Source organism: Deinococcus rhizophilus, from assembly GCF_030271215.1.
GTDB lineage: Bacteria > Deinococcota > Deinococci > Deinococcales > Deinococcaceae > Deinococcus > Deinococcus rhizophilus.
In genome coordinates this window covers 21106-44517 of sequence record NZ_JASNGB010000007.1, presented here as the reverse complement: position 1 = coordinate 44517, position 23412 = coordinate 21106, and the positions used below count along the sequence as shown (strand labels likewise).

At 70.7% G+C, this 23412-nt stretch carries 30 protein-coding genes and 1 riboswitch; of the genes, 14 read left to right on the top strand and 16 right to left on the bottom strand.

Going from position 1 to position 23412, the window contains the following annotated elements; genetic code table 11:
- On the top strand, nt 1-304 hold a 304-nt coding region (locus QOL99_RS02060; RefSeq protein ID WP_285520953.1), incomplete at its 5' end, for a hypothetical protein.
- Nucleotides 305-603: 299 nt separating this feature from the next.
- Here the strand turns inward: QOL99_RS02060 and QOL99_RS02055 are convergent.
- Nucleotides 604-1509 (bottom strand): DMT family transporter, encoded by a 906-nt coding sequence (locus QOL99_RS02055; RefSeq protein WP_285520952.1) that lies wholly within the window; start codon nt 1507-1509, stop codon nt 604-606.
- Between the two features lie 330 nt (nt 1510-1839).
- On the opposite strand from QOL99_RS02055, the gene QOL99_RS02050 reads away from it, so the two are divergent.
- Nucleotides 1840-3051 (top strand): vWA domain-containing protein, encoded by a 1212-nt coding sequence (locus tag QOL99_RS02050; protein WP_285520957.1) that lies wholly within the window; start codon nt 1840-1842, stop codon nt 3049-3051.
- A 175-nt stretch (nt 3052-3226) separates the two neighbouring features.
- Here QOL99_RS02050 and QOL99_RS02045 read toward each other — a convergent pair whose 3' ends face one another.
- The 7 genes from QOL99_RS02045 to QOL99_RS02015 form a co-directional block, all read right to left on the bottom strand.
- Nucleotides 3227-3691: a DinB family protein gene (locus QOL99_RS02045; protein ID WP_285520951.1), complete on the bottom strand. Its 465-nt coding sequence runs from the start codon at nt 3689-3691 to the stop codon at nt 3227-3229.
- A gap of 28 nt (nt 3692-3719) precedes the next feature.
- Nucleotides 3720-4103: a large conductance mechanosensitive channel protein MscL gene (gene mscL / locus QOL99_RS02040; protein WP_285520950.1), complete on the bottom strand. Its 384-nt coding sequence runs from the start codon at nt 4101-4103 to the stop codon at nt 3720-3722.
- A 48-nt stretch (nt 4104-4151) separates the two neighbouring features.
- Nucleotides 4152-5606: a DUF512 domain-containing protein gene (locus tag QOL99_RS02035; RefSeq protein ID WP_285520956.1), complete on the bottom strand. Its 1455-nt coding sequence runs from the start codon at nt 5604-5606 to the stop codon at nt 4152-4154.
- 117 nt (nt 5607-5723) lie between these two features.
- Entirely contained in the window at nt 5724-6455 is a 732-nt protein-coding gene (locus tag QOL99_RS02030) for an SIR2 family NAD-dependent protein deacylase (protein ID WP_285520949.1), read from the bottom strand.
- On the bottom strand, nt 6452-7324 hold the full coding sequence (locus QOL99_RS02025; protein ID WP_285520948.1) for a DUF1206 domain-containing protein: 873 nt from the start codon (nt 7322-7324) through the stop codon (nt 6452-6454). Before QOL99_RS02025 ends, QOL99_RS02030 begins: the two co-directional genes overlap by 4 nt.
- 47 nt (nt 7325-7371) lie before the next feature.
- Nucleotides 7372-7887 (bottom strand): RNA 2'-phosphotransferase, encoded by a 516-nt coding sequence (locus QOL99_RS02020; protein ID WP_285520947.1) that lies wholly within the window; start codon nt 7885-7887, stop codon nt 7372-7374.
- 84 nt (nt 7888-7971) lie between these two features.
- Entirely contained in the window at nt 7972-8295 is a 324-nt protein-coding gene (locus tag QOL99_RS02015; protein ID WP_285520946.1) for a hypothetical protein, read from the bottom strand.
- 92 nt (nt 8296-8387) lie between these two features.
- On the opposite strand from QOL99_RS02015, the gene QOL99_RS02010 reads away from it, so the two are divergent.
- Nucleotides 8388-9905 (top strand): carboxypeptidase M32, encoded by a 1518-nt coding sequence (locus QOL99_RS02010; protein ID WP_285520945.1) that lies wholly within the window; start codon nt 8388-8390, stop codon nt 9903-9905.
- Nucleotides 9906-9962: 57 nt separating this feature from the next.
- Here QOL99_RS02010 and QOL99_RS02005 read toward each other — a convergent pair whose 3' ends face one another.
- From QOL99_RS02005 to QOL99_RS01990, 4 genes are all read right to left on the bottom strand, one after another.
- Complete coding sequence (locus QOL99_RS02005; RefSeq protein ID WP_285520944.1) at nt 9963-11180, bottom strand: bifunctional 3,4-dihydroxy-2-butanone-4-phosphate synthase/GTP cyclohydrolase II; 1218 nt, start codon at nt 11178-11180, stop codon at nt 9963-9965.
- Nucleotides 11177-11821, bottom strand: a complete 645-nt coding sequence (locus QOL99_RS02000) for a riboflavin synthase (protein WP_285520943.1) — start codon at nt 11819-11821, stop codon at nt 11177-11179. The genes QOL99_RS02005 and QOL99_RS02000 overlap by 4 nt, the downstream gene beginning before the upstream one ends.
- Nucleotides 11821-12879: a bifunctional diaminohydroxyphosphoribosylaminopyrimidine deaminase/5-amino-6-(5-phosphoribosylamino)uracil reductase RibD gene (ribD, locus tag QOL99_RS01995; protein ID WP_285520942.1), complete on the bottom strand. Its 1059-nt coding sequence runs from the start codon at nt 12877-12879 to the stop codon at nt 11821-11823. The genes QOL99_RS02000 and ribD overlap by 1 nt, the downstream gene beginning before the upstream one ends.
- A 110-nt stretch (nt 12880-12989) precedes the next feature.
- Nucleotides 12990-13177: riboswitch (FMN riboswitch) on the bottom strand.
- Nucleotides 13178-13263: 86 nt separating this feature from the next.
- Nucleotides 13264-14295, bottom strand: a complete 1032-nt coding sequence (locus QOL99_RS01990; protein WP_285520941.1) for a M42 family metallopeptidase — start codon at nt 14293-14295, stop codon at nt 13264-13266.
- Nucleotides 14296-14367: 72 nt separating this feature from the next.
- On the opposite strand from QOL99_RS01990, the gene QOL99_RS01985 reads away from it, so the two are divergent.
- The 3 genes from QOL99_RS01985 to paaI are packed head-to-tail and all read left to right on the top strand — an operon-like array spanning nt 14368 to nt 16522.
- Complete coding sequence (locus QOL99_RS01985) at nt 14368-15222, top strand: MerR family transcriptional regulator (RefSeq protein WP_285520940.1); 855 nt, start codon at nt 14368-14370, stop codon at nt 15220-15222.
- Nucleotides 15219-16154, top strand: coding sequence for a hypothetical protein (locus tag QOL99_RS01980; RefSeq protein WP_285520939.1), 936 nt, complete (start codon nt 15219-15221; stop codon nt 16152-16154). Before QOL99_RS01985 ends, QOL99_RS01980 begins: the two co-directional genes overlap by 4 nt.
- On the top strand, nt 16151-16522 hold the full coding sequence (paaI, locus tag QOL99_RS01975) for a hydroxyphenylacetyl-CoA thioesterase PaaI (protein ID WP_285520938.1): 372 nt from the start codon (nt 16151-16153) through the stop codon (nt 16520-16522). The genes QOL99_RS01980 and paaI overlap by 4 nt, the downstream gene beginning before the upstream one ends.
- Here the strand turns inward: paaI and QOL99_RS01970 are convergent.
- The gene (locus tag QOL99_RS01970) at nt 16510-17589 is read right to left on the bottom strand and encodes a DUF4357 domain-containing protein (protein WP_285520937.1); all 1080 of its coding nucleotides are present in this window, start codon (nt 17587-17589) and stop codon (nt 16510-16512) included. The genes paaI and QOL99_RS01970 overlap by 13 nt on opposite strands.
- Nucleotides 17590-17668: 79 nt before the next feature.
- Here QOL99_RS01970 and QOL99_RS01965 point away from each other — a divergent pair, with 79 nt between their 5' ends.
- From QOL99_RS01965 to QOL99_RS01950, 4 genes are read left to right on the top strand one after another with little or no spacing between them, the layout of a single operon-like run.
- A complete protein-coding gene (locus QOL99_RS01965; RefSeq protein WP_285520936.1) occupies nt 17669-18151 on the top strand; it encodes a DMT family transporter in 483 nt (160 codons plus the stop codon).
- Nucleotides 18148-18609, top strand: a complete 462-nt coding sequence (locus QOL99_RS01960) for a DMT family transporter (RefSeq protein ID WP_285520935.1) — start codon at nt 18148-18150, stop codon at nt 18607-18609. Before QOL99_RS01965 ends, QOL99_RS01960 begins: the two co-directional genes overlap by 4 nt.
- The gene (locus tag QOL99_RS01955) at nt 18606-19097 is read left to right on the top strand and encodes a MarR family winged helix-turn-helix transcriptional regulator (RefSeq protein WP_285520934.1); all 492 of its coding nucleotides are present in this window, start codon (nt 18606-18608) and stop codon (nt 19095-19097) included. The genes QOL99_RS01960 and QOL99_RS01955 overlap by 4 nt, the downstream gene beginning before the upstream one ends.
- A 53-nt stretch (nt 19098-19150) precedes the next feature.
- Nucleotides 19151-19693, top strand: coding sequence for a single-stranded DNA-binding protein (locus QOL99_RS01950; RefSeq protein ID WP_285520933.1), 543 nt, complete (start codon nt 19151-19153; stop codon nt 19691-19693).
- A gap of 33 nt (nt 19694-19726) precedes the next feature.
- Here QOL99_RS01950 and QOL99_RS01945 read toward each other — a convergent pair whose 3' ends face one another.
- Together QOL99_RS01945 and QOL99_RS01940 are read right to left on the bottom strand one after the other, a co-directional pair.
- A complete protein-coding gene (locus tag QOL99_RS01945; RefSeq protein ID WP_285520932.1) occupies nt 19727-20155 on the bottom strand; it encodes a pyrophosphohydrolase domain-containing protein in 429 nt (142 codons plus the stop codon).
- A 294-nt stretch (nt 20156-20449) separates the two neighbouring features.
- The gene (locus QOL99_RS01940) at nt 20450-21043 is read right to left on the bottom strand and encodes a metallophosphoesterase family protein (RefSeq protein ID WP_285520955.1); all 594 of its coding nucleotides are present in this window, start codon (nt 21041-21043) and stop codon (nt 20450-20452) included.
- A 148-nt stretch (nt 21044-21191) separates the two neighbouring features.
- Here QOL99_RS01940 and rocF point away from each other — a divergent pair, with 148 nt between their 5' ends.
- Both rocF and QOL99_RS01930 read left to right on the top strand, forming a co-directional pair.
- Complete coding sequence (rocF, locus tag QOL99_RS01935) at nt 21192-22088, top strand: arginase (protein WP_285520931.1); 897 nt, start codon at nt 21192-21194, stop codon at nt 22086-22088.
- Between the two features lie 47 nt (nt 22089-22135).
- The gene (locus tag QOL99_RS01930) at nt 22136-22327 is read left to right on the top strand and encodes a hypothetical protein (RefSeq protein ID WP_285520930.1); all 192 of its coding nucleotides are present in this window, start codon (nt 22136-22138) and stop codon (nt 22325-22327) included.
- Here the strand turns inward: QOL99_RS01930 and QOL99_RS01925 are convergent.
- On the bottom strand, nt 22294-22575 hold the full coding sequence (locus QOL99_RS01925) for a hypothetical protein (RefSeq protein ID WP_285520929.1): 282 nt from the start codon (nt 22573-22575) through the stop codon (nt 22294-22296). The genes QOL99_RS01930 and QOL99_RS01925 overlap by 34 nt on opposite strands.
- A gap of 46 nt (nt 22576-22621) precedes the next feature.
- Here QOL99_RS01925 and QOL99_RS01920 point away from each other — a divergent pair, with 46 nt between their 5' ends.
- Nucleotides 22622-22876 carry a DUF3248 domain-containing protein gene (locus QOL99_RS01920; RefSeq protein WP_285520928.1) on the top strand — a complete coding sequence of 85 codons (255 nt, stop codon included), beginning with the start codon at nt 22622-22624 and terminating at the stop codon, nt 22874-22876.
- Between the two features lie 54 nt (nt 22877-22930).
- Entirely contained in the window at nt 22931-23398 is a 468-nt protein-coding gene (locus tag QOL99_RS01915) for a DUF3809 domain-containing protein (protein ID WP_285520927.1), read from the top strand.
- Nucleotides 23399-23412: the final 14 nt, after the last annotated feature.

Sequence of the window (23412 nt, the reverse complement as noted above, 5' to 3'; positions counted from 1 at the left end):
GGCCCTGAACGTGGGGTTGCGGCGCCTCGGGATGTCGCAGGCCGGGGCCACGCCGCTGTGGCACAGCGGGGCCGGGGCGCTGGGCGGCTGGCTGCTGGGCGGCCTGCTGGTGGCAGCCCTGACCCTGGGCTTTCCGCTGGGCGTGCGGGTGGGGGCCCAGGGACGTACGGGGGTCTACCCGTCGGCCGACCTGCCTGCCCCGCTGCAGGCCGCCGTGCGCCGCTCGACCTTCCGCGAGGGCCTGATGGACGTCTGGAGCGCCTCTCCAGCACTGCGGACCCTGCTGGTGCCCGACCGACGTTAGAGCATTTGCCATAAGAATGCGGTGGGTTTCCGCATTCGTTGGCCGAGCGGACTTGCAAAGCTGCGCAGCAGAGCGAGCGAATTGAAGAGGAGCATTGGGCATTCGGGGAGGCCCCTGGGGCGCCCTTCCCCGGGGGCCGTCAGTCTGTCCAATGCTCTAGGGCTTCATATGGACTCCGATTGACCCGTTGACGCAGTGATTCAAGCCGAGCAGCGCGAGTGGGAGAGACACGGGTTCCGGGCGTGGAGTGGGCCAACCGGTGCTGTCCCGGTGTACTGACGAGACAGACCGAACCCGTATCAGGAGACTTCGGCCTGCGGGGTGGGCGTCTCCGGGTGCGCCTCGCCCGCCCGCTGCCCCAGCAGGGTGGCGACCACGACGAGCAGCCCGCCGACTGCCCCGCGCAGGCCGATGCGCTCCCCGATCAGCAGGAAGCTGAACAGCGCGGCGGCCACCGGCTCCAGCGCATAGATCAGGCTGGCCTCGGCGGCGCTGACCCGGCGCTGCCCGACCGTTTGAAGCAGCGTGGTCACGGCGGTCGCCGCCACGCCGAGGTACAGCAGCGGTCCCCACGCGGCGGCGGGCGGCCAGAGCGCCCCCGGCTCGGCGATCAGCGCCCATACCCAGGCGAGCGCCGTGACCGCCAGCAGTTGCGCCATCGTGAAGCGCAGCGCCCCGTGCCGACTCGCCGTGCGCTCCAGCGCGATGATGAAGCCCGCGTAGGTCACCGCGCAGGCCAACGCCCAGGCGTCTCCCACGACCAGACTGCCGCCCTCCCAGGAGAGCAGGGCCAGTCCCCCGACGGCCAGCGGCAGCGCCAGCCACAGCCCCCAGGGCAACGGGCGGCGCTGCGCGACCGTGAGCCACAGCGGCACGAGCACCACGCTCAGCGCCGTGAAAAAGGCGGCGCGGTTGGCCCCCGTCGTTTGCAGGGCAATCGTCTGGGTGCCGTATCCCGCGATCAGCCACGCGCCCAGGATCAGGCCGTCGCGCCACAGGGGGCGTCCCGGGGGAGAGGATTCCGCCTCCTGCCGCCGCGTGAGCAACAGCACAGGCAGCAGCGCCAGCGTGGCGATCAGGAAGCGCCACGCGATCAGCACGGCGGGCGGCAGCAACTCCCCGAGTTCCTTGACCACCGCGAAGGTGCTGCCCCACAGCAGCGTGACGAGCACAAGCAGCAGCAGACCGAGCGAGTGGGGAGACACAGGGGGAATTGTAGGGCGGCACTCCGGGGAAAGTGGAAAAGGGACAGGCCCTGCCAGGAGAGCCTGTCCAGAGGGGTGATACGGCTTCCGTCCAATCCGTTACCGAACCGGGAGGGCACCGGGGCGATAACTCCTGGGGCTCCTTCGGGGGCGGGGCAGACTCGAGGACCGGGCATCTTCAGGCGTGAATCACCGGGACAAGGGGCAGATGAGCCCGCTGCTGGGGCGGGCGTGATGGGCCGCCGCGCAGTCAAGCTGACGGCCTAGCGCGGGGCATTACAAATCTGGGCGGCGGGACGCGCCATGCTGCCCCCCACGGAGGTCACCGGTATGGCGCGTGTTACGCGGTACAGCAAGTTCGAGGGCGAACTCGACCAGCTCGACTCCAGCGAGCTGATGCAGATGATTCAGGAAGCGTTGCTGGGGCAGGGCATGAATGACCCCTACGACCCCGATCCCAACGCGCGTCCCTCCATGGACGACCTCTTCGACGCGATTCTGGAAGCGCTCGCCGACCGGGGCATGATTCCGGAAGAGCAGCTTCTGGAGGCCCTGCAGGCCGACGACGTGCGGGAGACGCCGCTGGGCCAGCAGATCGAGCGCCTGATGGACCGGCTCCAGCAGGACGGCTTTATTCGCAAGGAGTTCGACGAGGAAGAGGGCCAGGGCGGGCAGGGCCAGAGCGGCGAGTCGCGCTTTCAGCTCACCGACAAGAGCATCGACTTTCTGGGCTACAAGAGCCTGCGCGACCTGATGGGGGGCCTGGGCCGCTCCAGCGCGGGCGCCCACGACACCCGCGAGTACGCTTCCGGCGTCGAGATGACCGGCGAGCTCAAGAACTACGAGTTCGGGGACACCCTCAACCTCGACACGACGGCCACCCTGGGCAACATCATGGGCAAGGGCTTCGACCAGCTCGAGGAATCCGACCTCGTCATCCGGCAGGCGGAGTACAACTCCTCGGCGGCGACCATCGTGCTGCTCGACTGCTCGCACTCCATGATCCTGTACGGCGAGGATAGATTTACGCCCGCCAAGCAGGTCGCCCTCGCCCTGGCGCACCTGATCCGGACCCAGTACCCCGGCGACACGGTCAAGTTCGTGCTGTTCCACGACTCCGCCGAGGAGGTGCCGGTCTCCAAGCTCGCGCAGGCGCAGATCGGGCCGTACCACACGAACACGGCGGGCGGCCTGCGGCTGGCGCAGCAGCTGCTGAAGCGCGAGAACAAGGACATGAAGCAGATCGTGATGATCACCGACGGCAAGCCCTCGGCCCTCACGCTGCCCGACGGCCGCATCTATAAGAACGCTTACGGGCTGGACCCCTACGTGCTGGGCGCCACCCTACGCGAGGTCGCCAACTGCCGCCGCTCCGGCATCCAGGTCAACACCTTCATGCTGGCCCGCGACCCCGAACTTGTCGGCTTCGTGCGCCGCGTCTCCGAGATGACGCGCGGCAAGGCCTACTTCACGACGCCGCAGAACATCGGCCAGTACGTGCTGATGGATTTCGTGACGAATAAGACGAAGCTGGTGAATTAGCGACCAGCGAGAAAAGAGGCGGAACGCTCGGGCCTGAGCCTTCCGCCTCTCTGATTTCCTGGCGACAGGCGACCTTCCTCTCCACTCCCGACCTCCCGGAAAAGCGCCGCCAGGTCGTCTGCTGCGGGGAACACCGCCCTTCTCCTGCTCGCTTCGCTCGGGGCGGCGCCCGGAATTACCCCATCTTCACGAACATCGGCGGCTTGACCCCCACCTGCCGGGCCATGACCCAGACCTGGCCCTTGTGGTGGGCCTCGTGGCCGATCAGCATGTCGAGCAGGGCCGCGACGGGGAGGGGGCGGCCCCCGAAGGCGGGCACGGTACGGGCCAGGTCATCTGCGCTGAGGGCGGCCACCGCTGAGGCGACCTGCTCGGTGGTCTGGCGCAGGCGCTCGCGCACGTCCGCGACGCTGGTACTGCCGCCGCCAGGGGCAGGGCGCTGGGGAGCCTGCCCCGCGATCATGCCCAGCATCATCACGCTGCTGTCGGCGAGGTGGTCGGCCTGCCCGATAAAGCTCATGCCGCCTTCCCACGCGGCCAAGGTACCGTGCTCCTCGGGCAGTTCGGCGTAGAGGTCCATCAGGGCCTCGCGGTGCATCCGGAAGGTGCGGGCGTGCAGCTCGGCGGGATTCATCGGCATGGTCAGAGGATAGGGCAGCCTGCCCCGGTCAGGGTCTGCGGCGCAGCTCGTCACGAATCTCGGCGAGCAGTTTTTCCTGGTTGCTGGGCTCGGCGACCGGGGCCTGCTGGCCGCGCTTGAGACGCTCGTTGAGCCGGTTGACCGGGAGCACCACCAGAAAATACAGGATGGCCGCCACGATCAGGAAGTTGAGGACCGCCGTGATGAAGGCGCCGTAGTCGAACACCGCCCCGTTCACTCTGAAGGTGCCGCCCACCTGCGCCCCGCCCCCGGTGATCGCCTTGATCAATGGGTTGATGAATCCATTGGAAAAGGCCGTCACGATACCCGTGAAGGCCGCTCCGATAACCACACCAACGGCCAGATCGACGACATTGCCGCGCAACACGAAATCCCGGAAGCCCTGAAACATGGCTCAGCCTAACGCGATCCGCAGATCAGGTCACATTTGACAGCCCCGTTACGCCTGCCCCCGGCTTTCCTTGACCGCGTGGGCGCTCATGCCCCACTGGTGGCCGCTGCTCTGCACGCCGTCGAGAATGACGCGGGCCAGCTCGCCCAGGGTCGCGCCGCCGGGGCGCACGTCCATGCGGAACTCGGTCCGCAGCTCCGTCAGGCTGGTGTCGTCCAGCATCAGCTCGGTGCCGTAGCGCAGGGTGGTGGGCGGGACGATCAGCAGGTCGGCCTCGCCGGGTTTGACGGCGTGACGGAAGCAGCGGCCCGTCAGCAGGCCTGCCACCGTCGTCACGCGCCCGAAGGTCTTGTTCTCCACGGGCCGGACCTCGATCTCCAGGCCCCCGATCTGGCGCAGCGGCTCCACGGCGCGGTCGAGCGACCCGGCGAACAGCAGCCCCGTGCCCAGAATCACCTTGCGGGGCGCGGGCAGCGCGGCGGGCAGCTCGGGCAGCCCTTCGGTCAGGAAGTCGCGGATCATGCCCACGCCGTTTTCCAGCATGGGGAAGCCCTCGTATTCCTCCTCGGTGGGGAGCGGCTCGCCCGCCAGCAGGTACAGCTCGTCGGAGGGGAAGACAAAGCGGGTGCCGCGCTCGGCCAGGAACTGCCGCCGCCAGCGGTTCAGGCGGGCCAGGGTGTCCTGCGCGTCCTCCCGCGTGAAGGTCCGCACGTCGGGGAGGTTCTTGCGGTGCCCGGTCAGGCCGATGGGCACGACCGCCGCCGAGATCACGTTGGGGCGGCTGCTAAGGTACTCCACCGTGTCGTCGAGGTGCTCGCCGTCGTTGCGGCCCGGCACCAGGACGATCTGGGTGTAGAGGTCGATGGATTCCAGCCGCTCGATCATCCCGCGAATCTGCACGGCCTGGGGGTCCTTGACCTTGAGCTTCCACCACTTCATCAGGTCCTGGCGCAGGTCCTGGTTCGCCGTGTGAACCGAGACGTACAGCGGCGAGAGGTTTTCAATGAGAATCCGGTTGATGTCGCCCTCGGTCAGGTTGGTCAGGGTGACGAAGGAGCCATAGAGGAAGGACAGCCGGTAGTCGTCGTCCATGATGTAGAGGCTCTTGCGAAAGCCGCGCGGCATCTGATGGACATAGCAGAAGTCGCACTTGTTGGCGCACTTCTTGATGCCGTCGAAGAGAACCTCCTCGAAGTCGAGGCCGGGGTCCTCCCATTCCACGTCGAAGGTGAAGGTGGGGGCCGCCGGGTCGTATTCAAGGCGGTGGTGGTCCTGCGCCACGCCGAGGACGCCGGAGAGGACCGAGGGGCGCTCCACCGGGCGGCTGATCTCCAGCGTGGCCCGCCCCTGCGCGAGCAGGTGACGGTAGGCCAGCACGTCGGTCACGCTCTGCCTGTTCACCCGGATCAGCAGGTCGCCGGGCCTGACCCCCGCACGCTCGGCGGGGCTGCCCGGTTCCACGGTCTTGATCGGTGCGGGAAACACCTCGTTCAGTTGCGGCATGGCTTCGGCTGCGGTCACGTCATCCCCCTGTACGGGACACCAGTGGCCCCGGTCAAACGGGGAAGTTTAACAGGTGGGGCGGAGGGGAGGGTGTGACAGGCGTCCCGGTTGGGGTGGTCAAGCCTCGCCCATCAGCGCCGCCAGTCCCTTTGACGCCACGTCCCGCACGCTGTGAGTCAGGGAGGACGTGAGTTCGGTCTCATCGGGGTTGACCTCGATGACCACGCCGCCCGCCCGCCGCGTCTCCAGCGCGAGACCCGCCGCCGGGTAGACCTGGCCGCTGGTGCCCACGATCAGGGCCACCTCGGCTTCCTGAAAGGCGCGGGTGGCAGCCTCCAGCGCGAGTTCGGGCAGGAATTCCCCGAACCAGACGATGTTGGGGCGCATGCGGGAGCCGCAGAGGGGACACGTCGGCGGGGGGGTGAAGGTGTCCGGCGCGGGCAGGGGCGCGACGGTCCCGCACGCCTCGCAACGGGCGGTGCTGAGGTTGCCGTGCAGTTCCACCAGACGTTCGCTGCCCGCCCGTGCGTGCAGGCCGTCCACGTTCTGGGTGGCGAGGAAAAAGCCGTCCCCCTTCTCGCGTTCCAGCAGGGCGAGAAGGTGATGGGCCTTGTTCGGCTGAGCGCGGGTCACGTCCCGGTAGCGGCCCGCGTACCACTCCCACACCATGTTCGGGTCGCGGCGGTAGGCGCCGGGGCTGGCGAGGTCTTCCGGGCGGAAGCGGGCCCAGTGCCCCGTCTGGGCGTCGCGGAAGGTGGGAATCCCGCTCTCGGCGCTGACGCCCGCGCCGGTCAGGACGGCCACACGGCGGGCGGTGTGGAGGGCGGCGCGGGCTTCCTCCAGGGTCACACGCCCACCCGGATGCGGCGGTAGGCCGCCTGGACGAAGCACCACAGCCCGTAAGCGAGGGTGCCCAGCGCGACCAGCCCCAGCAGCCAGGGCCCGGCAGGCTGGTCGCGCAGCCAGTCGAGAACGCTGCCCGTGTCGCGCACCCGCGCCGCGTTGTCACGGAAGGCGGCACTCAGCAGAAAGGCTCCGACGCCCCCCAGCACCAGCCCCCGCGCCGCGATGCCGAACTGCCCCACCCGCCGCACGAGGTCCGCGTGCCGGGCGGCCTGATCACGCAGGGCCACCCCCTCCATGAATTTGCCCCGCGCGGCCGAGACAAGCTGCGCGGCCCCGGCTCCGAGCAGCGCCAGCCCCGCCAGCCCCAGCAGCAGCGGACCGCCGGGCCACTCCAGCACCTGCCGGGCGAGGTTCTGCCCCGGATTCCCCCCGCCGGTCCCCAACCGCACCGCCGCGAGGGCCAGGCCGACATTCACCACCCCGCTGACGAGGTACCCGGCCCGCCGCGCGGCCCCACCCGGCCGGGTGCCCTGGCCCTCCGGGTCGAGGAGCGCCCGCACCAGTTGCCACGCCGCGTAGCCCAGCAAGCCCACCGCGAGCAGCCACAGCAGCACGCCCCCCAGCGGCAGATCCTGCACCCGCGTGAAGACGGCCTGACTGTCGGCCGTACCTGTTCGCCCTCCCAGCGCCGTGCCCAGCGCGAGCAGGCCGACCGCCGCGTACACCACGCCCTTGCTGGCGTAGCCGAAGCGGGCCAGCGCTTCCAGCCATGGGGCCGCCCGGCGCACGCCCCCCGTGACCCCGGCCTGCACCTGCTGCGCGGCCTGCGCTCCCGCCTGACGGAGGTCCGAACCGACTTCATGCTTTGCCATTCCCTCCAGCCTGCCTCAGCCCTCCGCGCGAGGGATACGGCGGGGCTTCAGGGAAAGGTGAGGAACTCCGGCGGCACCGCCTCCGCCAGCCAGACCCCGTTCTCGCTGCGGTAGAAGGGGTGCCCGGCCGCGTACATCCGCCCGGCCTGCACGGTGAGCACGACCGGCCTCCCGCGCCGCGCCCCGACCTGCCGCGCCGTCTCCTGGTCGCGGGAGAGGTGGACGTGGTGGCGGCCCATCGGCCTCAGGCCCTCCTGCCGGATCGCGTCCAGCACGCCCGCGTGGGTGCCGTGGTACAGCAGGGGCGGCGGCACGGTCAGGGGCAGCCGCAGGTCCACCTCCACGCTGTGGCCCTGGTTGGCGCGGATGCGCCCCTCCTGGAGGGTGTAGCGGCCCTTGCGGTCGGCGGCGACCACCCGCTCCAGCCGGGGCCGGGGCACCCGCAGGGTCCGCAGCACGGCCTCCACGGGGGCCCACCCGCCCGGCTCCAGCGTCACATTCATCTTGTCCGGCGCGTGCCGCAGCAGGTAGGAGAGTCGGCGGGAGAGTTGCTCGTCGGTCATGGGGCCAGCACAGCAGAGCGCCTGCCCGGAAAGGTGAAGCGGCGTCAGGCACAAGCCTCACGCCGCCTCCCTGTCGCTCCGGGTTCAGGACTTCAGTTCGCAGCCCTTGAGGGGAGCGGCCTTGCGCAGCTCTGCGATACGGCCATCCGCCTTCTCGATGACATCGCGGTTGTCCAGTTCGTTCACGACCGCACCCGGGAAGAAAAACAGCGTCCAGAGGACATTCTCGGTACTCAGCCCTTTCTTGTCCTCGGCCTGGGCGCGGACGGCAAGGGCTTTGGTGTAGTCCTCCTGCATCTCCGCGCAGCTCATGTCCGAGACAGGCTTGAGGGTGGTGGGGCTGTACTTGGGGGCGCAGGCAGAGAGGCCAAGTGCGGCGACAGCAGCGAGCATCACAATCTTTTTCATGGTTTTCCTCCGCCGCTCATTCAATACACACCTCGCGGAGAAGGCAAGCAGATTTGCCGCTTCTCCTGGTGCGGCACGCTACCTTGAGTTCCATGACCACAACCCGTACCGACCCGGCCTGGGCCGAACTCCAGACCCGGTTTCAGGAACTCGCCGACCTGGGCAGCATCGGCTCCCTGCTGGGCTGGGACCAGAGCACCTACCTGCCCGCCGGGGCCGCCGCCGGGCGCTCGCGGCAACGGGCGCTGCTCTCGCGCCTGCGCCACGAGCGGGCGACCGACCCGGCTTACGGGCGGCTGCTGGACACGCTGGGCGGGCGCGGCGACCTCTCCCCCATCCAGTCGCGCATGATCGCCGTCGCCCGCAAGGACTTCGAGGAGGCGACGCGCTTTCCCGCCGCCTTCGTGGCCGAGTGGAGCGGGCACGGCGGCGAGAGCTACTCGGCGTGGACCGGGGCGCGGCCCGGCAACGACTTCGCGCGGATGGTGCCTTACCTGGAGAAGTCGCTGGACCTCAGCCTGCAGGCGGCGAGCTACTTCCCGGAGTTCGCGGACCCGATGGACTACTTCATCGACCAGTCCGACGAGGGCATGACCGCCGCGCAGGTTGGCGAGGTCTTCGCGGCGCTCAGGGAGGCGCTGGTGCCCATGGTGGACGCCGTGAGTGGGGCCGAGGCGCCCCGCACCGACTTCCTGGCCCGGCACTACCCCGGTGCCGATCAACTCGCCTTCGGGGAGAGCGTGATCCGCGACTACGGCTACGACTTCACGCGGGGGCGGCAGGACCTCACCCACCACCCCTTCATGACCCGGCTGGGTGGCGCGGACGTGCGCATCACCACCCGCGTCAAGGACAACGACCCGACGGAAGCGCTGTACTCCACCCTCCACGAGTCGGGCCACGCGATGTACGAGCAGGGCGTGGCGGAAGACCTGCTGGGCACCCCACTGGGCGGCGGCGTGAGCGCCGGGGTCCACGAGAGCCAGTCGCGGCTGTGGGAGAACCTCGTGGGGCGCAGCCGGGCCTTCTGGGCGGCGTACTTCGGGAAGTTCCGCGACGCCTTCCCCGAGCAACTCGCCGACGTGACCGAGGACGAGATGCACCGCGCCTCCAACGTGGTCGCCCGCTCCTTGATCCGCACCGACGCCGACGAGCTGACCTACAACCTGCACGTCATCACCCGCTTCGAGCTGGAGCGCGAGCTGCTGTCGGGGCGGCTGGCAGTGCGCGACCTCGCCGACGCCTGGCACGCGGCCTATGAACAGAACCTGGGGTTGCGCGCCCCCAGCGACGTGAACGGCGTCTTGCAGGACGTTCACTGGTATTTCGGGAGCATCGGCGGGGCCTTTCAGGGCTACACGCTGGGCAACGTGCTGAGCGCGCAGTTCTACGCCGCCGCAGAAAAAGCCAACCCCGGCCTGGAGGGCGATATCGCCCGCGCCGACTTCGGGCGGCTGCACGGCTGGCTGCGGGGGAACGTCTACGCCCACGGCCGCCGCTATACCCCGAACGAGCTGCTGGAGCGGGCGACCGGGCAGGGCATGACGGTCGAGCCGTATCTGGGGTACCTGCGGGAGAAGTACGGGGCGCTGTACGGCGTGACGCTGTAACCGGGTCGGCAGAAAGGGCGGCGGACTTGTGTATCCGCCGCCCTCTCCCCTGCCCTCCTACTGCAGATGCCCCAGCCGCGCTCCCTTCGTCGCCAGATACCCCGCGTTGTGCGCGTTCTGGCCGACGTGCAGCGGCACCCGCTCGACGACCTCCAGCCCGAAGCCGCCCAGGCTGTGCAGTTTGCGGGGGTTGTTGGTCAGGACCCGCAGCCGCCGGGCGCCCAGCAGGTGCAGCATCTGGGCGCCGATCCCGAAGTCGCGGGCGTCGGCGGGAAAACCGAGTTGCAGGTTGGCGTCCACCGTGTCGGCCCCGGCGTCTTGCAGGGCGTAGGCGCGAATCTTGTTCAGCAGGCCGATGCCCCGGCCCTCCTGGCGCAGGTAGACGAGGATGCCCCGGCCCTCCCGGGCGATCGCCCGCATCGCCGCGTCGCGCTGGGGACCGCAGTCGCAGCGCAGCGAGTGGAAGGCGTCCCCGGTCAGGCACTCGGAATGCACCCGCACCAGCAGCGGTTCCTCCCCGACCTCGCCCATCACCAGCGCGACGTGCTCGGCCCCCGAGAGGCCGTCCTCGAAGCCCACCAGCCGGAATTCGCCGTACTCGGTGGGCAACTTCGCCTCCGCGACGATCCGCAGAAAGGGGTCGTGTTCCAGTCGGTGGGCGATCAGGGCCTCGATGGAGCCGACCTTCAGGCCGTGGCGCTCCCCAAACGCGAGGAGGTCGGGCAGGCGGCTCATCTCGCCGTCGTCGCCCATGATCTCGCAGATCACGCCGACGGGCGCGAAGCCCGCCAACCGCGCGAGGTCGCAGCCCGCCTCGGTGTGTCCGGCGCGGCGCAACACCCCGCCGGGACGGGCGACCAGCGGGAAGATATGCCCCGGACGGCGGAAATCGGCGGGGGCCGCTGCCGGGTCGGCCAGCGCCGCAATCGTCGCGGCGCGGTCGTAGGCGCTGATCCCGGTGGAGTTGCTGACATGGTCCACGCTGACCGTGAAGGCCGTGCCGTTGGGATCGGTGCCCGAGCGGACCATCGGCGCGAGGTCCAGCTCGGCGGCCCGTTCGGGGGGCAGGGTCACGCAGATCAGGCCCCGGCCCTCCCGCGCCATGAAGTTGACCCACTCGGGCGTCGCGGTCTCGGCGGGCATCAGCAGGTCGCCCTCGTTCTCGCGGCCCTCGTCGTCCACCAGGATGACGGGGCGCCCGGCCCGCAGCTCGGCGAGCAGGTCGGGGATGGAAGCCAGGGCGGTGGGTTGTGGGGAGGGAGAAGTGGACGTCACCGCGCCACCTCCGCCCGCCCGAAATCGCGCATCAGCAGCAGCCGCTCGACATACTTCGCCATCTGGTCGGCCTCCAGATTGACGACCGTGCCGGGGCGCCAGTCGCCCAGGGTGGTGACCTCCAGCGTATGCGGCACCAGCCAGAGGGTGAACTCGTCGGGGGCAAGGTCCGCACGGCTGCCACCGGGACCGCCCATGTCCACGACGGTGAGCGAGACGCCGTCCACGGTGATGCTCCCCTTGGGCACCAGGTAGCGGGCGAGGTGCGGCGCGGCGCGGACGCGCAGGGTGTACGCGCCGGGTTCCTCCCGCATCTCCAGAATCTCGCCCGTGCCGTCCACATGCCCGCTCACCACATGGCCCCCGAAGCGGCCCGAGGCGGTCATCGCCCGTTCGAGGTTGAGCCGGGCCCCGACCCCCCAGTGCGGCGCGGTCTTGGCGAGCGTCTCGCGGCTGAGGTCCACCCTGAAGCCTGCGCCGTCCCACCCCGTCACGGTGAGGCAGGCGCCCGAGCAGGCGACCGACTCGCCGGGCACGAGGTCCGGCCACATCCGCTCCGGCGTGACTGTCAGGGTGAGGGTGCCGTTGTGTTCGGCGGCGTGTGTGACGCGGCCGACCTGTTCCACGATTCCGGTGAACATCAGTTCTCTCCTCCCGCGCTCAGGCGGGGAATGTCATGCAGCAGGCCCGAGATAAGGACATCCGGGCCGAGGGGTTCGACGTGGGGGTCGCGCAGGGCGGCAGCCTGGGCCATGCCCCGCGCGGGACCGCTCAGCGGCGAGAGGCCCGCGCCGAGGAGCTTGGGGGCCACGAGCGCCCGCACCTCGTCGATCAGCCCGGCCGCGAACAGAGCGCTCGCCAGGGTGGGACCGCCCTCCAGCAGCAGGCTGGAGAGGTTCAGGCGGCCGAGCTGGTGCAGCGCGTCGGGCAGGCCGGTGGCCCGCAGCACGGCGGCTCCCCGTTCCTCCAGGGCGCGGGTGTCGGCCTCCGGGGCGGTCACGAGGATGGTGCCGGGGCGCAGCGCCCGTGCGGTCAGGGGGGTGCGGGCGCGGGGGTCGAAGATCACCGGGCGGGGGTCGCGCCCTCCCTCCACCCCGCGCGTGGTGAGCCGGGGATCGTCGGCCAGGACGGTGCCGATGCCCACCCCGATGGCGTCGGCCTCGTCGCGCCAGCGCATCACCCGCGCCCGCGCTTCAGCGGAGGTGACGGCCCCGTTCGCCTCGCCCGCCGCCGCGACCTTGCCGTCCAGCGTCACCGCGTACTTGTAGACCACCCAGGGCCGCCCGCGCGTGACCAGCGAGCGGAAGCCGGATTGCTGGCGCAAAGCTTCGGCCTCGCCCACGCCAACCGTGACCTCAAGCCCGGCCTCGCGCAACCGCCGCACGCCGCGCCCGGCCACCTGCGGATTGGGGTCGAGGGCCGCGACCACCACCCGCGCCACCCCCGCCGCGATCAGGGCGTCGGCGCAGGGAGGGGTGCGCCCGAAGTGGCTGCACGGTTCGAGGGTGACGTGGGCGGTGGCGCCGCGTGCCCGCTCGCCCGCCTCCCGTAGCGCGAAGACCTCGGCGTGGGAGTCCCCGGCGCGGGGGTGAAAGCCCAGGCCCACCACCTCCTCGCCCTGCACGATCACGCAGCCCACCGGGGGATTGGGGGCGGTGCGGCCCAGACCCCGCGCGGCCTGGGCGAGCGCGAGGGCCATGTGCTCTGCGTCTTCCGGGCGTGGCCCCTCTCCAACGGACAGGGCGCCAGTCCCAGGACTGTTCATTCCAGACATACAGTGTCGCCGCCCGCCGGGGTGGCGGGCAAAGCGGCCTCCTTCTTCCATCCGGACTTCGGGAGTGACTGCCATTCGGCCCGTCACGTCCCCCTTACCGTCGGCCCCGGAATCGCACCGGATCGGGCCCCCGCGTCGTGCAGTTTGCGCGGGCTTCGCGGGCTGACCAGCCAGGAGCTGGGTCACCGCCGGTGGGGAGTCTCACCCCGCCCCGAAAGAGGTCGGCCCCGGTCCCGCGTGGACTGATCCCGCGTGGGACGGGAGCCAGGGCCGATGCTAGCGCGGGTGTGCGCCGCGTACTGTGTGGGGTTATCCAGCCCGCACGTGCGCCAGCATCAGCCGGGCGGTGGCCTCCAGCGCGTCCGTGTGGGTGCGCTCGTAGGCGTGGCTGGCGTCCACGCCGGGACCGATCAGGGCGACCGGGTAGTCGCCGCCCGCCCGCCACGCCGCCGTGCCGTCCGAGGCGTAGTAGGGGTAGAGGTCCACCCGCAACTCCAGCCCCGCCCGCCGCGCCGACTCGCGCAGGCGGCCTCCGAGCGCGTGGTCATACGGCCCGCCGCTGTCCGCCACGCAGAGGGTGACGTGGTGCTCGCTGCTGGTCTGCCCCTCGCCCACGGCGGCCATGTCCACCGCGATCAGCTCGTCGGTGCGGGGCGGGATGCCGGTGGCGGCCCCGTGCCCGACCTCCTCGTAGGTGGTGATGTGGAAGGCGACCGTGCGGGCGGGCGGCGCCCCCAGCAGGGCGCGGGTCACGCCCACGAAGACGGCGACAGCCGCCTTGTCGTCGAGGTGACGGCCCTTGATGTACCCGGCGTCGGTGAGCACGGCGCGGGGCTCGAAGCTCACGAAATCGCCCACCTCGATCCCCAGCGCCCGCGTCTCCTCGGGGGAGGCGGTGCGGGCGTCCAGCCGGACCTCCATCACGGCCTGCTCGCGCTTCAGCTCGCGCAGGGCGGGCCCGTGGACGTGGGTGCTCTGGAGGGTGTTCACGACGGTGCCCGTGACGACCGCGCCGCTCCCGGTATGCACCTGTACGTACTCGCCCTCGACGGTCGCCCAGTCGTAGCCCCCGAGCATGGCGAGGCGCAGCCGCCCATTGTCCTTGATCTCCTTGACCATCGCCCCCAGCGTGTCCACGTGCCCGCTGAAGGTGGTGTGGCCCGCGCCCGTCCCGGCGACTTCCCAGGTCAGGGCGCCTTTCTTCGTGCGGGCATGAGGCACGCCCAGGGTGTCCAGCTCGGCCTCCAGCAGCCGGATCGCTCCCTCGGTGAATCCGGTGGGGCTGGGGGTATTCATGAGTCGCAGCAGCAGGTCCACGGTGGCGGCGAGGTCGGGGGACATGGGCGGAGGATAGCGGGCGCTTGACCCTCCCCCAGGGGCAGGCCGCATGCTGCCCTCACCTCCGGAGGCCGCATGACCGACACCCAGGACCCCCTTTCGACGGACCCCCTTTCTATCGGCGCCTTTGCCCGCGCCTCGCGCCTGAGCCAGAGGGCGCTGCGGCTCTACGACGACCTCGGCCTGCTGCCCCCCGCCCGGGTGGACCCGGACACGGGCTACCGCTTCTACACGCCCGCCCAGATTGGGACGGCCCGCCTGATCGGCCTGCTGCGCACGGTCGAGATGCCGCTGGCCGACATCCGCGCTCTGCTCGGCGCCCCACTGCACGAGCGGGCCGGACGGGTGGAGGCGCACTGGGCAGAGGTGCAGGCCCTTCACCTTCAGCGGGCCGCCGTCGCGCGGCACCTTATCCACACCCTCCGAGGAGATCCCATGCCCACCACCTACGAAGTCCAGTCCCGCGACGTGCCCGCCCAGACGGTCCTGACTGTTCAGCGCCGCGTCCTCCTGCCCGACCTCAGCGCGTTGATCGGCCGCTCTCTGGAGCGCCTGCACGCCGAGCTGCGCCAGCAGGGCGCCGAGACAGCGGGCCCGCCCGTCGTGATCTACCACGGTGAGGTGGGCGCCGACTCCGACGGCCCGGTCGAGGTGGGTGTGCCCTACCGGGGACAGGTCCAGCCGGGCGGCGACCTCACCGCCCGCGAGGAACCCGCCCATACGGAAGCCTTTGTGACCGTCTGCAAGGCTGACTTCGAGTACCACGAACTGATGGCCGCCTACGACGCCGTGAACCGCTACATCCGCGCCCATGGCACCCGGAGCGCCCTGTCCGTGCGCGAGGTCTATCCCTACGGGTGGGAGGCGGCGGGACCCGGCGACCCGGCGGGCGAGGTCGCCTGCCCCTTCGTGCCGGGGGACTCCCAATGACACAGATTCTCCCCTATTTCGGCAGTGGACCGTACTGCTTTACCAATTCGCTGATCTCCGCCCTGGGGCCGGACGCGCCCAGTCCTGCCATCGTGGAGACCCTGACCGGCTCGCCCTTCGGGTTTCAGTGGCTGGCAGGGCGAGTCCCCCTGTTTGACCCCTTCGGGTGGGACCCGGACCTGGGCCTTGATCAGGCGCTTGACCTGCTGGGATACACCTGCCGCAAGCACACCTCCGGGAGCGCGAATGAAGCCATGTCCGTTCTCAGGCGACATGTGCGGGACGGCCCGGTGGTGGTCGGCCCGCTGGATATGGGCCTGCTACTTCATCAACCGGGCAGCGACCGCGCCAGTGGGGCCGACCACTTCGTCACGGTGCTGGACGTGCAGCACGAAGAGATCATCATGCATGACCCGCAGGGGCACCCGTGGGCGACGCTGCCTGTCCAGGCGTTCTGCCGGGCGTGGAAGGCAGAAGAGATCGGGTACGGCGAGGCCTACGCCATGCGAACGGACTTCCAGCGTGTCCGGTCGGTGACTCCGCTGGATGCCCTCCGCCAGTCTCTGCCATATGCGGCGGCATGGCTGAATGGCTGCGACCTTCCCGTTCCTCCCGGGACGCTGGGCGGCCGAGCAGGACTGGAAGCCCTGGCTGACCGAGTGGAGGACCGCCTGAGTAAGGACATTCAGCAACTGCTGATTCACTTCGGCCTCCGTGTCGGCACCCGCCGCAAGGCCGACGCCGCGCACGCCTTACACCTGATCGGTGAGGACCACGCTGCCCAACTTCTTCAGGAACAGGCCCGCACACTGGGCGCCCTGCAATACCCCGCCATTCAGGGACAGGGTTCCCACCTCGCCACCGGATTCCGCCGCCTGGGTGAACTGCACGACAAGCTTACGTCCGCACTCTCCCCTTACGCTGAGGCATGAGCTACGCCGACACGCTGGGAATGCGGCTGCTGGAGGCCACGCCGGGCCTGACCCGCGTCGCGCTGACCGTCACGGAAGGCGGGCTGAACATGCACGGCACCGCGCACGGCGGCCTGCTGTTCAGCCTCGCGGACGAGGCGTTCGCGGCGATCAGCAACCTGGAGGCGCAGGCGGTCGCGGTCGAGACGCACCTGAGCTTTTTCCGGGCCGCGCGGCCGGGCGATGAGCTGATCGCCGTCGCCACGCCCGAGCGGGTGGGCCGCACCCTGGCAACCTACCGGGTGGAGGTCCGGCGCGGGGAGCAGGGGCCGGTGCTGGCGCTGTTTCTGGGGACGGTCTCGCGGCGGGTGCGGGGTCAGTCGGGTTGATGGGTGGGGCGGTACTCCTGCGCGGGGTGGCCCTCGGAATCTTTCCAGCAAATCCAGCCGTTCCGGGAGGCCCCGGCGATATCCACCGCAGAAGTACTGGCGCTGTGGTACTTCACATCTTGGAGGTACTCCAGCAGCGTCCCGCTCTTGACGGCAAGCTGGCCGCCTTCCCTGAGCTGTTTCCTGCGTTTCTCTATGCCTTGGGCGTTGCTCCCATCCTGACCGAGGACCCGGTTCAGGGCCGTACTCCCCGCCAGCACCGTCCATGTCCCGTCACCGGGGCGGTAGATGGCCCGCGCCTCGGCTTCCAGAATCCGGTAGGTGAAGTGGAGTTCTGGTGCGGGGGTGACGGGCGACTGACCCGCGTTCGGGCTGGACGCCACCTGTTTTCCAGGCTTGCACAGCAGCACGTCCCGCTCTGCCTCGGTAATCTTGCCCGCCTCCACCGCGTTCTCGGCGGCGAGGTCGAAGGTGGGAATCTGGTACCTGGCCTGAATCGCCTCCACGATGGGACGCTTCTCCTTGTGGATGCGGGCCTCGTCCAGCCGCTGCTGCTGGCGTTGGCGCACGGCGGCCACTGCCCCGGCAAAGGCGTCTGCCCGCCACGTTTCCGCGTCGAGCAGGGTGGCGAGGTCGGCGGCGAAGGTGTCGCCCTCCTGCCCGAGTTCGACCCGCAGGGCGACCCTCTTCTCCCACTTGCCCGGCAGGTGCTCGTCGATCACGATCCAGACGCGGCCATTGGTGACGAGGGCCCAGCGGGTGCCCTCGTTGACGGCGTAGGTGGCTGCCTGCTGGAAGTGAACCGCCCCCAACGTCACGCCCATGCCCTTGATCTCCAGCGCGAACTTACCCGCCCCGGCCCGTATCAGGAAGTCGGCGCGGTTCCCGGTCGCGTTCGTTTCCTCCGGCACCACCGCGGCCGGGTTCCAGATGTCGAAGCCTGCCGCCTGCAACAGCCGCAGCACGATGGCCTGCCGCACCACCGCCTCACCGGGATTGGGGGAGGTCGCCAGCCACCCCTGAATGTCGTTGACAGCGTCACGGAGACGGGCAATCGCGCTGGGCATCTGCGGCGAGTCTAGCAGCGCCCTCCTGTGAGCCGAATCGGAACCAGGCGAGACTCTTTTTCTGGTAAACTATTTCCCTATGAACGAGATGCACGGGAAGAGGAGAGAGCCAAGGGCGTTCTGGCCCGCCCTCGTCCTGACGGTGCTGGCCGGGGGGCTGCTTCCGCTGCAATTCGCGGTCAACGGGGCGCTGGCCGACCATCTGGGGTCGGTGACACTGACGGGCACGCTGTCCTACGCGGCGGGCACCCTGGGGCTGCTGGTCCTGCTGGGGTTGAGCCGACAACGCCCCGACTGGACGGCGGCCCGGCAGGCCCCGCGCTGGAGCTGGCTGGGAGGCGTCGTCGGCAGCGCCTACGTGGTGGGCAGCGTGGTGCTCACGCAGGCGCTGGGGACCGCCGTGGCGACCACGCTGGTGATCGCCGCGCAGGTCGTCACGGCGATTGGGCTCGACCACCTGGGGGGACTGGGGCTGGAGCGGCGGCGGGTCAACCCGGCGCGGGCGGGGGCGCTGGCGCTGGTCCTCGCCGCGCTGGGGCTGCGGCTGTGGGGGGCAGCGTGAACCTCGGGCTGCTGCTGGGCACGCTGGGAGCGGGCATCGGCCTCGCGGCGGGGCTGGCCTTTAACGTGCGGCTGGCGCGGGCACTGGGCACCCCGCTGGCGGCCACCCTGGTGAATTTCGTGGTGGGCGGGGTGCTGCTGGCCCTCCTGTGGCTGGCCGGGGTCGGGCGGGAGGGTCCGGCGCATCTGCCGCCGCTGTGGATGCTGACGGGCGGGCTGCTGGGGGCCACCTACGTCACCCTCAACCTGATCGGGGCGGCCCGGCTGGGGGTGGGCGTGGGGACGGTGGCCGCGACGCTGGGGCAACTGCTCGTGGCGCTCGCGCTCCCCGCGCTGGGCTGGCTGGGGCAGGCGCAGCGGCTTCCCTCCGCCGCCGAGGGCCTCAGCGCCCTGCTGCTGCTCGCCGCCGTCGCCCTGCTCGCCGGGGACCGCCAGCGGGCGGCGGGGCGGCCCCGGTGAAGACCGCCGAGTTGCTGGCCCGCATCGGGCAGGACTGGCGCCGGGAGCGGCCGGACCTGGACCCCGGCCCCATGCTCACGGTAATCGCCCTGCAGCGGACGAACCAGACGTTGCAAGCCGCCCTCGACGCCTTTTTCGCCCGGCACGATCTGACCCCCTCGGCCTTCGACGTGCTGGCGACCCTGCGCCGCTCGGCCCCGCCGGGGGGCCTGACGCTGGGCGAACTCGGCACGCTGATGGCCGTGACCCCGCCCGCCGTCACCAAACGGGTGGACGGGCTGGAGCGCCGGGGGTGGGTGGCCCGCCTCGCTGACCCACGCGACCGCCGCAGCGTCCGCGCCGCCCTGACCCCGGAGGGCCGCGCCGCCGTGGACAGGTTGCTGGAAGCCCACGTCGCCCACGAGGAAGCCCTGCTGAGGGACCTGACGCCCGACGAGCGGGCCACGCTGCGGGGGCTGCTGCTGCGGATCACGCCCCAGGACGGGTGACGGGGCTGCACAGCCACCTGACCTGTGTTATGTTATTTACGTAAGGAGGCAGCATGCTGCACATCGAATTCATCACCGATCTGGGCGCGAGGGTCACGGTGGACGTGGAGAGCGCCGACAAGCTGCTCGACGTTCAGCGGCAGTATGGCCGCCTGGGATGGACGACCGGCGACGTCCCCAGCGGGGGTTACCAGTTCCCCTTCGACAACGAGGTCGACTTCGACTGGAACCTGATCGGTGCCCGCAAGTGGACCAGCCCCGACGGCGAGGAACTGGTCATCCACCGGGGCCACGCCTACCGCCGCCGCGAGCTGGAGGCCGTCGAGAGCCGCAAGATGAGGCTGCCCGCCGCCGTCAAGTACAGCCGGGGCGCCAAGAACACCGACCCCGACCACGTGCGCGAGAAGGCCGACGGCGAGTTCGAATACGTCACCCTGGTGATCTTCCGGGGCGGCAAGCGGCAGGACCGCTACGCGACCCCCGGCAGCCGCCCCGCCGCCGCCAACCCCCGGCCTGCTCCGGCCCCTGCCAGCCGCGCCCAGCCTCAGGCCCGTCCTGCGGCAGCCGCCGTGGCCGACGAGGAAACGCCGTTCTGACCGCTTAAGAGTGGGGCGAGGAGCGACCCCGCCCTAGCCTCTCTCCTGCCCCTCAATCACCCCCCGCACATCGGCAGGCTGCCAGCCCTCAGGCTTGAGCAGCTTGCCGTCTTCGCGTCTGGGGCCGCCGAGTTTCGCCATATTCGCGCGGTGGACCTCGGCAAACACCGCGTCGGCGTCGATGCCCAGGACCGTGAAGGCCCCGTAGGTCACGTACAGCAGGTCGGCGAGTTCGTGCGCCAGCGGTGTCAGGTCGCCCGCAGGCACGGCCTCGCCCCCCTGAAGACGCGTCAGCAGGGCCGTGAACTCGGCTTCCAGTTCAGCCGTTTCTTCCCGGACGAAGGTCCGCCGCAGCTTCAGCAGGTCGGGGCGGGGGACCGTGGGCTGCTCCGGCACGGTGAAGCCGAAGGCGCGGTGAAGCTGGGTGACGCGCTGGGCGTTGGTCGTGGGCGATTCAGGCACCCGCCGATGCTAGGCCAAAGGGACTGAAAAGAGGTCCAAGGGGAAAGGGAGAGCCCGTGTGAACTCTCCCTCTGATGGTGCGGGTGACTGGACTTGAACCAATCGGGGGGACCGGCCTCCGGCCCGCTCGCGCGCCCGTTGAATCGGAGGTGGGCGTCTCCCTCCGGCTCCTCCCGGAGCCAGGGGAAAGTATGCCGCCCGCATCCGCCGTCCACATGTGCCAAGTGGTCACCCGCCCTTAAGACAAATGGCGTGCTGGCGCCGGAAAATCGCGTGGCTTCTCACAGTCTGCCGTCACAGTTCCAGCACCCGGTAGCCGTAGGCGTTGACCACGCAGGCGCCGCTGGCCTCGTCCACATAATCGGGTTTGCGGCCCTCGTACTCGTGGACGTGGCCGTGGACGACGAGGCGGGGGCGGCGGCGGGCCATGAAGCGGGTGATCTCGGGGCAGCCCCGGTGGGCGTAGTCGCTGCCGGTATGCGGCCCGAGCGGCGGCGCGTGCGTGAGCAGCACGTCCACCCCCCGGCGGGCCTGCCACGCCAGCCACCCCAGGCCATGCCGGGCCTGCGACGGGGAATACTGGCCCTCGCCGCCGGGCCGGTAGCGCGGCACCCCGCCCCAGCCCGCCACCCGCAGCCCCGCCGCCGTCACCACCCGGCCATGCGCGGCGATGACCCCGCGCGGGGGAATGGGGCCGTCGCCCTCGTCCACCGACTCGTCGCCGTGGTTGCCGTGGACATACAGGATGGGCACGGTCAGGACGCTCGCCAGAAATTCGAGGTAATAGCCCGGCAGGTCGCCCGCCGCGAGCACGAGGTCCACCGCCGGGGCCGTTCTCCCGAAGCCCTCGCGGTACACGAAGGGATGCACCATGTCGGCCAGCACCATCACGCGGCGCGGCGGGGCAGGGGGCAGGGCGGCGGGGGCAGGCACAGGAACCGGCCGAGTGTAGCGTGCCGGGCGCGGGGCGCTGTGGCCGGGGGCATAATCTTGCAGCCGTGAGGCATACCCCGTCCCGGCCCTTAGCCTGGGGGGTATGGACCTGAGCATTCTGGGCATTCCGATGGACCTCGGCGCGGGACGCCGGGGGGTGGACATGGGGCCGTCGGCGCTGCGAAACGCGCATCTCGCGGGCACCTTGCGGGGGCTGGGGCATACGGTCACGGACCTCGGGGACGTGGAAGTGCCCCTCCCCGAGACGGTGGACAAGCACGCGGAAGGCGGCCTGATCTTCCTCGACCCCATCATCGCCGCCTGCCGCAGCGCCGCCGAGCGGGTGGCCGCGCTGCCGGAGGGCACCTTTCCGGTCACGCTGGGCGGCGACCACTCGGTCAGCATGGGCACGGTGACGGGCAACGCCCTGCGCGGCGCTGCCCCCCGGCGCACCGGGCTGATCTGGGTGGACGCCCACACCGACTACAACACCCCCCACAGCAGCCCCAGCGGCAACATCCACGGGATGCCCGTCGCGCACCTGACCGGACTGGGCGACCCGCGGCTTTCCGGCCTGGGCGGGGGTTGGCACCTTCAGCCCGAGGACATCGTGATGATCGGCATCCGCAGCGTGGACGCCCACGAGCGCGAGCTGCTGCGAGGAGCCGGAATCAAGGCCTACACCATGAAGGACGTCGACCAGCTGGGCATCACCCACATCACGGAGGAGACGCTGGAGCGCCTCTCCGGCACCGAGCGCCTGCACGTCTCCTTCGACGCCGACGCCCTCGACCCCTCGGTCGCGCCCGGCGTGGGCACCCCGGTGCCCGGCGGCCTGACCTACCGCGAGGGGCACCTGCTGATGGAGCTGCTCTCGGAGTCGGGCCGGGTGACCAGCCTCGACATCGTGGAGGTCAACCCGGTCCTCGACACCCGCAACCAGACCGCCGAGGTGATGGTGGGCATGGCCGCCAGCCTGCTCGGGCAGCGAATTCTGTAGCCTGACCGCGATGCCCTACGCCGTTCGCCTGCAATACGTCCACAAGGATGCCCACGGGGGACGATGCCCTGCTCGACGAACCCCACTGGCTGGAGACCGACGCGGGGGGGCGCCGGGTCTTTCCCGGTGCCGACGAGGCCGAGGCTGCCGCGCAGGAATGGCTCACCGAGGGCTGGCGGGCCGAGGTGGTCGAGGTCGCGCCCGGTCAGGCCCCTTCCGACAGGTCGGGCGACAGGTAGGCCTGCGCCGCGTCAAAGCCCGCCAGTGCCCCCGGCGAGAGCTGCCAGTCGTCCCCGTCGCGGGTGGCCCCGCCCGCTTGCACCAGCCGGTTGAGTTCGGCCTCCACCCGTTGCCCCACGCGGCGCAGGGGCATCCCGGCGGCCCCCTCCACCCCGCGCCAGGTCAGGAAGGCGCGGTGAAAATCGGGCAGGGCGTCGAGGCCGACGCGGGTTTCCAGGGCACGCCAGGAGAGGGGGTGGGGGGACATACGAACCGTTCTACCGCGCCCCACCCGCCCGCGTACAATGGCCCGCATGACCGGCGGCTCTCCCCCTGACCCCTCCCCGGCGTCCCTGCCCCCGGACGTGATCCGGCAGCTTGACGCGCTGGGCGGGCAGCTTGTGTGGCGCGTCGGCAAGGACGAGGTCAGCGACGAGGTGGTCGTGCGGCTGGGCTACGCCTCGGCCACGCCCCGCTTCGCGCACCTGCCCCGGCTCCGCAGCGCGAACGACGCCGAGCTTCAGGCCGCGCTCAGCGAGAACCGGGTGGTGATCGAGTGGGTGGATTGAGCCAGCGGTCAGCCGTCAGCCGTCAGCCGCCACCTTCCGACCACCGGAGCCCCCGTGCTGTTTGAAGCCCGGCAAGCCTTCACGCTGACCCATCCCGGCGGACACGGGGCCGCGCTCGCCTTCGTGCGCGACGCGGGCGTGTCCTTGTCGCGGGTGCGCTTTCTGCGCGGCCTGCGGGGGGACGCGGCGGGGGTGCACGGCGAACTGGTGGTGCCCGTGCCGCTGCTGGGCGAGGTGGACCTGCCCTTTTTCAGCCTCCTGCAGCCCACGCCGGACGGGGCAGAACTGCGCCCCCAACCCGTCACGGGCGAGCGGGCCTGGGTCGAGGTGGCGGGACAGGCGCGGGTGGACGCGGCGGGCGAGATGGCCTTCGAGTTCCAGTTCCGCGCCCACCTGCGGCTCCCGGAGGCCGAGGGCTGGGGCGGGGCCGCCTTCGAGAAGATGGTGCGCTCAGCGGCCGAGCGCACGCTGGAGCGGCTGGCGGGGGAACTGCCGCAGGGGATCGCGGCGGCGCTGCTCTGAAGCTGCCCGGGAGC